The organism is Leclercia sp. LTM14, assembly GCF_023736175.1.
Lineage (GTDB): Bacteria > Pseudomonadota > Gammaproteobacteria > Enterobacterales > Enterobacteriaceae > Enterobacter > Enterobacter barmai.
In genome coordinates, this window is record NZ_JAIKTT010000012.1 from 63,767 (window position 1) to 74,873 (window position 11,107).

An 11,107-nucleotide genomic window follows, 5' to 3' on the forward strand; every position below is an offset into this window, starting at 1 on the left:
CACGGCGCGGCCTGATGCCCTCACCCCGGCCCTCTCCCACGGGGAGAGGGAGCAAACACCAAAAACGGCAACCTGTGTTGCCGTTTTGCATTTACCTCCACATTGTACAAATGGTTACTTGCGCTTCGTTTACTGCTTATTCATGGCCGTGATACGTTATACGGTAACAATAAGCCACGGTGACGCACACCTTTTGCGTCCGAAAGTAAAACCTCATGCACTCCTCTGCTCGATATTCATTAGCGTCCTCGCAGGCCAGGCTTGCCGCCCGGGTAGTTTTTGGGCTCGGTACAATCATTTTCCTCATGCTCCTCGCCGCGCTGATGGTGCAATTCTTTGCCCCATCTTCGCGATGGCCTTCGCTGTTGAGCAGCAACGCCGCCGCGCTGACGCTGTTAGCCATCGCGTGGCATCACACCCAGCGAATTTGCCAGTGGCGCGCGGATATTGTCGACCCGCCGAACCCTGAGAACGCGCTGGAAGACACACCCCCGCCGTCGTGGCTTTATCAGCGCCTCGGTGTCCTGCTAACCAGCGACGGGCCTGGACTCGTCATGATGGCCGCCATTGTGATGTTTATCGTGCTGGCAGGGTGGGGCAGCCATTACGTCGCGCTGGATGACGGCAGGCTGCGCTGGATTGCGGTGGGGGTGATTGCCGCTGCGATATTCATCACCCTGGTCGCTGAACGTCATCTGGCAGCCACATCCCGCGAGGCCTGGCCGGAAGCACAGGCTATCGCGCCGGTGCTGCGCCTGGTGATGGCGGTACAGTGCCTCTCGTTACCGGCGTTCGTTTTCCCGACGCTCAACACGGCGCTGCTGATTAATCTGCCCGCGGTTCTGGTGCTGCTGGTGGCCCTGGAGTTTTTGCTGCGCGGCCTGTTCTCGCTGTTTATGCCCCCCAGAGCCGAAGGGGCTGAACGCGTTTATCTGGCTAAAAGCCAGCTGGCCGCACAGCTTGTCTGGCCCCCGCGCCCGCTGCTGTTTTTACAGCACGAGATCCATCAGCGTTTCGGCATCGATCTGCGCCAGCTCTGGGCGCTCAGGGTGCTGAAGCGGGCGTTTATTCCGGTGATGACGATAATGGCGATCTGCGGCTGGCTGCTGACCGGCTTCCAGCAGGTTGCCACGACCCAACGCGGGATCTACGAACGCTTTGGGAAACCGGTGGCCGTGTTACCCGCTGGGTTGCACTACGGCCTGCCGTGGCCTTTTGGCCGGGTGATGCTGACCGAGAACGGTCAGGTGCATGAGCTGGCCGCCGGAGAAGAGCCGGATACCGCCGCCGAGCCGCTGACCAGCGCCGAAGGTAACGCCCCGCAAAGCGCGGACCGGCTCTGGGACGCGATCCACAGCTTTGATAAAGCCCAGATCATCGCCAGTCAGAGTGATGATCAGCAAAGCCTGCAGATTATCAACAGCGACGTGCGGTTTATGTGGCGCATCGGCTTAAGCGATGACGCCGCGCTGGCCGCCACCTACCGCAGCAACGATCTGCCCGCGCTTATCCGCAGCACCGCCAGCCAGGTGCTGGTGCATCAGTTTTCCTCCATGACGCTGGAACAGCTCCTTGGCGAGCAGCGCAACCTGCTGGCCAGCCAGATTAACCGGGCGGTGCAGCAAAAACTCAACGCCCTGCACAGCGGCGTGGAGCTGCTCTCCACCGTGGTCGAAGCCATTCACCCGCCGGCCGGGGCCGCCGATGCGTTTCACGGCGTGCAGGCGGCACAAATTTCCGCTCAGGCGCTGGTGTCACGCGAGCGCGGGCACGCCGCAGACCTGGCGGCCAGCGCGCAAATCGAGGCGACCACCCGCCAGAATCAGGCGCAGATGAACGCCGCCGATGCCGTCAGCACGGCGCAGGCCACGGCGGTGCGCTTTGCGGCGCAAAAGCAGGCCGCCGCGCAATCCGGACAGGTTTTTATCGACGAATTATGGTTTAGCCAGCTGCGCCAGACGCTCGGCCACAGCCCGCTGCTGATTATCGACAGCCGCATTGGTGCGGTCACGCCACCGACCATCGACCTGCGCGACTTTCCCACATTGAACGATGCAGCCCGCCGCGATGCGCCTGCAAAACCGACCCAGGAGCCTTCCCGTTGAGTCATTCACATCATCACGGTTGCAGCCACGGCTGTAGCCACAGCCATCACGCTGATACGCCTGCAACGGGCGGCTGGAAGCGCCTTGCCGGAGCCGGTTTGCTGGTGCTGCTGCTTATTGCGGCGGCCAGTCTGGTCCAGGTCCGCTCCGGAGAGTCGCTGATTATCACCCGCTTTGGCAACCCGGTGCGCGTGCTGCTCAACCCGGGCCTGGCGTGGCGTCTGCCCGCGCCGTTTGAAATGGCCACAGCCGTGGATTTACGCATGCGCACCACCTCGAGCGGCCTGCAGGATGTCGGCACGCGCGACGGGCTGCGCATTATCGTCCAGTCTTACGCTATCTGGCAGGTTGATAACACGCCGGAACACGTGCAGCGCTTCCTGCGGGCAGTACAGAACCAGCCCGACGAGGCGGCGCGGCAGATCCGGGCTTATTTAGGATCGGCCCTGGAGACCACCGCCAGCGGTTTTTCCCTGTCGCAGCTGGTGAATACCGACGGTAAACAGGTGCAGCTCGGCCAGTTTGAATCCCATCTGCAGGAGCAGATCGGCCAGCCGCTGCTGGAAAGCTACGGGATTCGCCTGATGCAGGTAGGTACCGAACGCCTGACGCTCCCGGCGGTTACGCTGAGCGCCACCGTCGACCGGATGCGCGCCGAGCGTGAAACCATCGCCACCGAGCGCACCGCCGAAGGCAAACGTGCCGCGGCAGAGATCCGCTCGGCGGCAGAGCGCGATGCGCGCATTCTGCAGGCCCAGGCCCAGGTTCAGGCCGCCGGGATTGAAGCGCAGTCTCAGGCGCAGGCGGCAGACATTTACGGCAAGGCTTACGCCAGCTCGCCAGAGCTTTACAGCCTGTTACGCCAGCTCGATGCCCTGAGCGGAGTGGTGAACTCCAGTACCCGGCTGGTGTTGCGCACCGATGCCGCGCCGTTCCATCTGTTAGTGGATGGCCCGAAGCTGGATAAAACCCATGAGTGAGATGCCAACGCCTGCCGGGCCCTGGACGCAATCCATCCGGCTCGCCTTTTATGCCCTGCTCGGGTTGACCCTCCTGGCCGCCGCAAGCTGGCTGTTTTCGAATATCCGCCAGGTGCCCGCTGACAGCCGCGCCGTGGTGCTGCATTTTGGCGCTCTGCAGCGTGTCGCCGAACCCGGCTTACTGCTGAGCTGGCCGAAGCCGGTTGATGAGGTGGTGATGGTTCCGGCACCGGATCGCGTGATTGAGCATCGCGTTACCGCCCTGTTGCGCTCTCCTGAGGCGCTGCATGCGGATATGCGCGATGACAACAACAGCGATGCGTTAGCCGGTTCGGGCTATTTGCTGACCGGGGATGCGGGGGTGGTGCAGCTGGATATCAGCGTGTTCTACCGCGTCAACGACCCTGAGCAGTATGTGTTGCAGGGGGAACATGCGATCCCCGCCCTCGACCGGCTGGTGGAGCGCGCGGCGGTGGCGGTCTGCGCCGGGCGCGATCTCGATACCATTCTGGTGGCACGCCCGGAAATGGTCAGCAACGAGAGCAACCTCGCCGGGCAGCGTGAACGTCTGCGTAGCGACGTGCAGCGTAATATCGAGCAAAATCTGCAGCGCCTCACCCAGGCGGGCAGTTCACCCGGCATTACCCTGGAGCGCGTCACCGTGCAGTCAACGCTGCCTGCCACCACGGTCGCCGCGTTTAATGCGGTACTCACCGCCAGCCAGAAGGCGTCTCAGGCGATAGCCACCGCCAGTACCGATGCGTCCGTCATCCGGCAAAAAGCCACGCAGCAGGCCGACCAGACGCGCCAGGCCGCCCAGGCGCAGGCGCGAGAAAAGGTCGCCAAAGCCGAGGCCGACACCGCGATGATCACCCGATTAGCCAACGCGCCGCACGACCCGGACCTGCTGGCGCGCGTGTACCGTGAACGCATGGCGGCGATCCTCGCCCAGGCCGCCTCCGTCATTACCGTTTCACCGCAGGATGATGCAAACCTGATCCTGCAGGCGGCCGGGCAAAAGGAACCCTCTTCAAAATGAGCATTGATTCTCTCACGCCGGGAAGTGCGTTAAGCCATCAGGAACAGCGCAACATCGCCCGTCAGCTGGTTCTGGCCCTGTTTGCCAGCGGCACCTTAATTCTCGGCCTGCTGTGGCGCGGGCTGGCGCCGGAACAGGTTGCCGTCGCGGATGTGCTGCTGGGGGTCGCCTCGTTGATGGTCGGCATTCCGCTGCTGCGCCACGCCTTTTACAGCCTGCGTCATCCCAGCCTGCACGGCATCACCGATCAGCTGGTGGCGCTGGCCCTGTTGGGCTCGTGGGCGACCGGCGATCTGCTCACCGCCGCGGTGCTGCCGCTGATCATGACCGTCGGGCATATTCTTGAAGAGCGCAGCGTGATGGGTTCGCAGGAGGCGATTGAGGCGCTCAGCAAGCTCACCCGCAGCCGCGCCAGGCGCGTGGATGCCGACGGCAATTTGCAGGATATCGACAATCAGGAGCTGGTGGCGGGGGATGTTGTTGAGGTGCGGGCGGGGGACCGTTTGCCCGCCGATGGCCGGGTGCTGGACGGGCAGGCGAGCCTCGACACCGCGCCGATCACCGGGGAATCCGTGCCGCTGGAGGTGAAACCCGGTATGGAGGTCTACGGCGGGGCGATCAGCCTCGACGGGCGGTTGCGCATCGAAGTGACGCGCACCGGCGAAACCTCCACCCTCGGGCGCGTTATTGCCCTGATGCAGAGCGCGGAGCAGGCCAGCCCGCCGATCACTCGCCTGCTGGAACGTCACGCAGCGCGCTACCTGCTGCTGGTGTTGCTGATCGCCGCCAGCACCTGGTTTTTGACCCAGGATAACCAGGCGATGCTCGCCGTGCTGGTTGCCGCCTGCCCGTGCGCGCTGGTGCTCTCGGCGCCTGCGACCTCTGTCGCCGGTCTGACCGTCGCCGCGCGCCACGGTATTTTGATTCGCGGCGCGGCGTTCCTCGAAGAGCTCGCCGAACTCAACGCGGTGATTATCGACAAAACCGGCACGCTCACCCACGGCAAACTGCAGCTTCATGCCCTGCGCCCGCAGGCGGGTGAGTCGCCGGAAGTGCTGGCGGCGCTGGCGGCCAGTCTCGGTGCCACCAGCAGCCACCCGGTCAGCCGGGCGCTGGTCAGCATCGCGCCACAAAGCGCCTGGCCGCCGCTTGAAAACGTGCGCGAGCATCAGGGGCTGGGCGTCTCCGCCACGACAGCGGCGGGGGAGGCCTGTCTCGGCAGGCCTGAATTATTAACCATCCGGGTCGCGGATATCCCGCCGGAACCGCTCCACGACGGGCCAATCGTGGGCCTGACGCTGGCGGGGCGTTTTCTGGGCTGGATTTTGCTTGCCGACAGCCTGCGCGACGAGGCGCCCGACGCGATGGCGCAGCTGCGCGACCTGGGGCTTCAGCAGCAGCTGTTACTCACCGGTGACCGCGAGACGGTGGCGCAGCGCATCGCCAGCAGCGTTGGCATTGAGCAGGTGATTGCAGGGGCGTTGCCCGCTGACAAGCTGCATCAGGTGAGAGTGCAGATCGACAACGGCTTTCGCCCGATGGTGGTCGGGGATGGCATCAACGATTCGCTGGCGATAAAAGCGGGCGTGGTCGGCGTGGCGATGGGGGCGGGCGGGTCGGATATCGCCATGGCATCGGCGGATATCGTGCTGATTGGCGGCGACCTGCGTCGCCTCGGCACCTGCGTGCGCTTAAGCCGCCGCTGTCGCCGCACCCTGCAAATCAACGTGATGATAGGCCTCGGCTGGACGCTGGTTATCGTCGCCGCCGCCTTTGGCTGGTTAGGCGCCTCCGGCGCGGTGATCGCCGCGATTTTGCATAATATGAGTACGCTGCTGGTGCTGGGGAATGCGGGACGTTTGTTACGGTTTGAGGAAAGGATCTAGCTTGGGTGCGGTCTGTTTGCCGGGCGGCGCTTCGCTTGCCCGGCCTGGAAGGGCTGATGCCCTCTCGGGGGTAAAATATTGGCACGGTCGGCTCCCTCTCCTCTTTGGGGAGAGGGCTGGGGTGAGGGGAAACATGCTGCACAGGTGGTTATTCCGTGCCGGATGCGGCAACGCCCGGCGGCGCTGCGCTTGCCGGGCCTACCAGGTCAAAGGCGGGGTTTCGTAGGCCGGGTAAGGCGTAGCCGCCACCCGGCGGTGCTGCTACCGCTCCCTTAACGCCTCTTTCGCACGGTTAAACGGCTTGATCATATAATCCATCACCGATTTCTCGCCGGTCTTGATATCCACCGTGGCGATCATCCCCGGCACAATAGAAAAGTGCCTGCCCGCCTTGTTCACCAGATAATCCTGGCTGGTGCGGATAAACACCCGGTAGTAGAACACTTCCGGTTTGGCTTCATCCTGAATGGTGTCCGGGGAGATGGTCTCCACCACGCCGTCCAGCCCGCCGTAGATGGCGTAGTCGTAGGCGGTGATCTTCACCAGCGCCTTCTGGCCGGGGTGGATAAAGGCGATATCGCGCGGCGACAGGCGGGTTTCGATCAGCAGGTGGTCGTCCACCGGCACTATCTCCATCACCTCGCCGTTCGGCGGGATCACGCCGCCGATGGTGGTCACCTTGATGTTCTTCACGATGCCGCGCACCGGGGAGGTCATCGTCAGGCGGGTCACCGAGTCTTCACGGCCTTTCAGCACCGCCGAGAGCATGTCCACTTCGGCGTTCGATTTGGACAGCGCCTCCCGGGCCTGAACGTAATACTGCGAGCGCAGGTCGGTGAGCTTCAGCTCCAGGTCACTCTTCTGGCGCTGCAGACGCAGGGCCTCGACGTGGCTGGCAGCACCGGTTTTCACTAAACGCTGGGTGATAGCCAGCTCGGCATTCACCAGCTCCAGCGCCTGGCGCAGTTCGCTACGGGAGTCCTCAAGCTGCTCGCGGCGGGAGTTGTAGAGCCGGGTTTCAGCCGCGATCAGATCGGGCCATTTCTTCAGCTCCGGCGGGAAGGTCAGGGGGAGATCGTTCACCTCCGCATGCAGACGGGCGCTGGAGGCCAGCGACGCGCGGTAGCGGGCGGCGCTTTCGCCGACGTTGGATTCAGAGCGGGTCGGGTCGAGGCGCGCCAGCACCTGACCGGCCTGCACCTGATCCCCTTCGTGCACCTTCAGCTCGGCGAGGATCCCGCCGTCGAGGGACTGCAGCACCTGCTCGCGGGAGCTGGGGATCACCTTGCCGGTGCCGGTGGAGACCTCATCCAGAATGCTGAACCACGCCCACACCCCGGCGGCGACAAACAGCAGCAGGCTGAATAACACAATGCTTCTTGCCCCGGTATAGCCGCTCTCGGAGCCGAGGGCGTTATCCAGGTCGTCCATCGCCGCAACGTCACGCTGATTGGTTTTCATTTTTCCACTCCCGGCCATTCGCCTGCTGTTGCTGCTGCATCCGGCTGTTGCTCAGCGCCTGCGCCTTCGGCGCGTCCATCACCAGCATTCCCTCTTTCAGCACCACCACGCGATCCACCAGCTCCAGCATCGGCACGCGGTGGGTGGCGACGATCAGGGTGCGGTTGCCCAGCCACTGGCCCAGACGCTGGATAAATTCCCGTTCGGTGTGTTCATCCAGCGAGGCGGTCGGTTCGTCGAGCAGGACGACGTTGGGATCGCGCAGGAACATACGCGCCAGCAAAATCGACTGGCGCTGGCCGCCGGAGAGCCCGACGCCGTTCTCCATAATCGGGTGATCCAGCCCCTTCGCCAGCTTCTGCACAAAGCTCGCCGCGCCGCACATCTCCAGCACGGCAAAGATCTCCTCGTCGGTGGCGCGCGGCATCCCGAGGGTAATGTTCTCCCGCAGGGTGCCATAAAACAGCCGCGCGTTCTGGCTCATCAGGCCGACGTTGCGGCGCACGTCCGCCATGTCGAGATGGGGCAGGCTGAGGTTGTCGAGCCGCAGCTCGCCGCCGATCAGATCCATCCCGCCGACCATCGCCTGCAGCAGGGTTGATTTGCCCGCGCCGTTACGGCCAAGGATCGCCACGTGCTCGCCGGGTTTGATCTCCAGGCGGTTGATGCGCAGCGCCGGGGTTTGCACCTCACCGGCGTAGGCAAACTGCGCCTGATCGAAGAAGTAGTGGCCGCGCAGCACGTCCTGGCGGATCGGCGTCTCTTCGCGCTGGTTCTCGGTGGGGAGCTGCATAATGTTGTCCAGCCCCTCTTTGGCAGCCTTCACCTGCTGCCAGCGGGCCAGCACGCCGCAGAGGGTCGCCATCGGGGCGATCATCCGCGAGGCCAGCATCGAGGCGGCCACCACCGCACCGGTGGTCATTTCGCCTTCGATCACCATCGGGGCACCCACCACAATCACCGCGGTGTAGACCAGGCTCTGAATGGTCATCCCCCAGCTGATTAAGCCCTGGGTCAGCTCGCGGGTCTTGAGGCCCGACTCGGCGGTGATCTGAATGTAGCTGTTCCACTGTTGCAGGAAGCGGTTCTCCGCCTGCATCAGCTTGATGTCCTCCAGCCCCTGCACGCTCTCCACCAGCACGGCGTTGCGCAGGGTCGATTCATGGCCGACTGCTTCGCCAGCGCCGCCAGCTTTTTCTGCAGCAGCAGGCCCGGAAGCACCATCAGCACCGCCGCCACCGGGGCGATCCACGCCAGGGACGGGGCGATGATCGCCAGCACAATCACGAACAGGAAGAAGAAGGGCAGGTCGACAATGGTGGAGATGGTCGAGGAGGTGACCATCTCGCGGATCTGCTCCAGCTCGCGCAGCTGGGAGATAAAGCTGCCGGTGGAGCGGGGCACCGCGCTGTTGCGCAGGCGCAGGGCGTGGCCGAACACCCGGTCAGAGACGCGCATGTCGGCGCGTTTGCCCAGCAGATCCATAATGTGGGAGCGGGCAATACGCAAAATAAAACCGAACAGGGTGGCGATCAGCACCCCGATGGTCAGCACGTACAGGGTGGGGTAGGACTGGGCCGGGATCACCCGGTCATAGACCTGCATCGAAAACAGAATACCCGCCAGCGACAGCAGGTTGATGAACAGCGCCGCCAGCATCACGTAGGTGTACGGGCGCAGGTCGCGCATCACCAGCCGGTAGAGCCAGTCCGGGCGGTACTTTGAGATATAGGCATCCACGCGGCTGTCTTTCAGCGCCGCCAGCGGACGCAGGGCCACCACCTGATGAATGGCCGGTAACATCTTCGCCAGCGAGATGCGGTTGGTCTGCGCCTTGCCGTCGAAGAAGCAGACATCCAGCATATCTTCGCCGTCGAAGTGCTCAATGACGCCGATCTTGCCGTCATCCAGCTCCACCACCACCGGCAGACGCCAGCTGTTGATCGACTCCTGGCCGTTGGTCAGCAGCTGAAAGGAGAGCCCTGCCTCGCGAGCCAGCCCGGTCAGCGCCGGGATTTTGCTTTTACCCTGCAGCCAGGGGGCACCGGCCACCAGCGCGCCGGGGGAGCAGGCCACCCGGTAGCGGGTGGCGACATAGCCAAACGCCTGCGCCCAGTGCTCCAGCGCCTCTTGCGTCAGTGTGTCCTCGTAAAGGATATCGTCTCGGATCATGGCTGGATCTCCACTGACTGAATGGTGTGGTTTTCAAGGCCGAACGCATTGCGCATCCGCCCGGTGTTATACAGGCAGTTGATCTGCAGCTGGCGAAGCTGCCCGGCGGTTTGCCACTGGGTAAAGCGGGCCTGGTAGACCTCCTGCTCGGCGTTCAGCACGTCCAGCAGGGGGCGGGAGCCCAGATCCAGATACTGCTGCTGATAGAGCTCGCGGGTGCGCTGGCTGAGCGTCTCCTGGCGGGACTGGATCTGCAGGGTGCTCATCAGGCTCATCACCTGGCTTTTGGACTCCAGCAGCTTTTGCCGCACGTCCAGCCGGGTGCGCTGAATATTGGACTGCGCCGCCTCCACCGCGTGGCTGGCGGCATTACGCCGCGCGTTCAGGCCGCCGCCCTGGTAGATAGGCATCTCGACGTTCACCGAGACGTTGTACTGGGTTTTGTCCAGCGTGTCGTGGCCGGGGTAGCGGTTGTTCATGTAGTGACGCACCTGCGGCTCAAGGGAGACGGTGGGGGTCATCTGGGCGTTGGCGTAATCGAGGTTCGCCTGCGCCACGTTGGCCTGCGCCCAGGAGGCGAGCACCGCAGGCACCAGCCGGTCGTCCGGCTCTTTGATGTCGCAGCTGCGGGTGAGCTTTTCCGGGAAGGCGTTGCTGACCCCGTTCAGGTTGCTCCAGCCGAGGTTGCTCATCAGCGTCGCGCGGGCGCTGTCGAGGTTGGCCTGATACTGCATCAGCTGCGAGCGCGCCCCTTCGATACGGGCGTCGGTCTGCACCACGTCCGAGAGCGAGGTTGCCCCTTCGTCGTTACGCTGGCGGGTCAGGCTGCCAATGGCGCCCAGCGCCTCAAGCTGCTCCTGGGCGGTCTCCACCATCTGCTGCCACATCTGCACCTGCACCAGCGCGGTGGCGGTGTCCCGGGCGATGGTGTCGATGCTCAGCAGAACGTTGGCCTGCTGCTGGACCACGCCCGCGTCTTCGGCGCGCACCTGGCTTGCGACCTTGCCGAAGTCATAGAGCATCTGGGAGAGGGAGACCACAACGGAAGGAGTAAAGCCGGTATCGCTGGAGTTGTTGCTGTAGCCGTTGTCTAACCCGGCGCTGATCTGCGGGTAATATTTCGATTTGGCGACATCCACCTGCTGGATCTGTTCGTAAAGTTTGCCCACCGCTTCGCGAATGGTGGGATGCCAGTTAACGGCGCGGGTCACCGCATCGCCCAGCGTTAAGGTACCGGGTGCGGCCTGGCTGGTCGGCAGGGCGACCCGTCCGTCCAGGGCGGGTAGCTCCCGATCTTCATTTAATTGCCCAAAGCTGATGACCGCAGGCGAGTCGGCGGCCAGGACCTGCGCAGACAACAGGCAGCACCCAAGCCACCAGCAAGGTACTTTGTTCATGGCATTATCCCTAAAAAAACTGAACAACTTTATAATGTTAAGCCCGGGCGACGCGCCCGGGTCTTGT

At 63.8% G+C, this 11,107-nt stretch carries 6 protein-coding genes and 1 pseudogene; 4 read left to right on the forward strand and 3 right to left on the reverse strand.

The annotated features are described in order from the left end of the window. The first annotated feature begins 365 nt into the window (after window positions 1-365). The 4 genes from hflK to K5I40_RS20280 are packed head-to-tail and all read left to right on the forward strand — an operon-like array spanning window position 366 to window position 6,010. On the forward strand, window positions 366-2,105 hold the full coding sequence (gene hflK, locus K5I40_RS20265) for a protease modulator HflK (protein ID WP_251929630.1): 1,740 nt from the start codon (window positions 366-368) through the stop codon (window positions 2,103-2,105). Next, a complete protein-coding gene (gene hflC / locus K5I40_RS20270; RefSeq protein WP_223074802.1) occupies window positions 2,102-3,085 on the forward strand; it encodes a protease modulator HflC in 984 nt (327 codons plus the stop codon). Before hflK ends, hflC begins: the two co-directional genes overlap by 4 nt. Beyond that, on the forward strand, window positions 3,078-4,124 hold the full coding sequence (locus K5I40_RS20275) for an SPFH domain-containing protein (RefSeq protein ID WP_223074803.1): 1,047 nt from the start codon (window positions 3,078-3,080) through the stop codon (window positions 4,122-4,124). The genes hflC and K5I40_RS20275 overlap by 8 nt, the downstream gene beginning before the upstream one ends. Next, window positions 4,121-6,010: a cation-translocating P-type ATPase gene (locus K5I40_RS20280; protein WP_223074804.1), complete on the forward strand. Its 1,890-nt coding sequence runs from the start codon at window positions 4,121-4,123 to the stop codon at window positions 6,008-6,010. Before K5I40_RS20275 ends, K5I40_RS20280 begins: the two co-directional genes overlap by 4 nt. Before the next feature lie 261 nt (window positions 6,011-6,271). On the opposite strand, the gene K5I40_RS20285 is transcribed toward K5I40_RS20280, so the two are convergent. The 3 genes and pseudogenes from K5I40_RS20285 to K5I40_RS20295 all read right to left on the reverse strand — a co-directional run bounded on the left by K5I40_RS20285 (window position 6,272) and on the right by K5I40_RS20295 (window position 11,040). Beyond that, entirely contained in the window at window positions 6,272-7,441 is a 1,170-nt protein-coding gene (locus K5I40_RS20285) for an HlyD family efflux transporter periplasmic adaptor subunit (protein WP_223074833.1), read from the reverse strand. A 10-nt stretch (window positions 7,442-7,451) separates the two neighbouring features. Next, a pseudogene (locus K5I40_RS20290) lies at window positions 7,452-9,643 on the reverse strand (type I secretion system permease/ATPase). Beyond that, entirely contained in the window at window positions 9,640-11,040 is a 1,401-nt protein-coding gene (locus tag K5I40_RS20295) for a TolC family outer membrane protein (RefSeq protein WP_039030048.1), read from the reverse strand. Before K5I40_RS20295 ends, K5I40_RS20290 begins: the two are co-directional and overlap by 4 nt. Window positions 11,041-11,107: the final 67 nt, after the last annotated feature.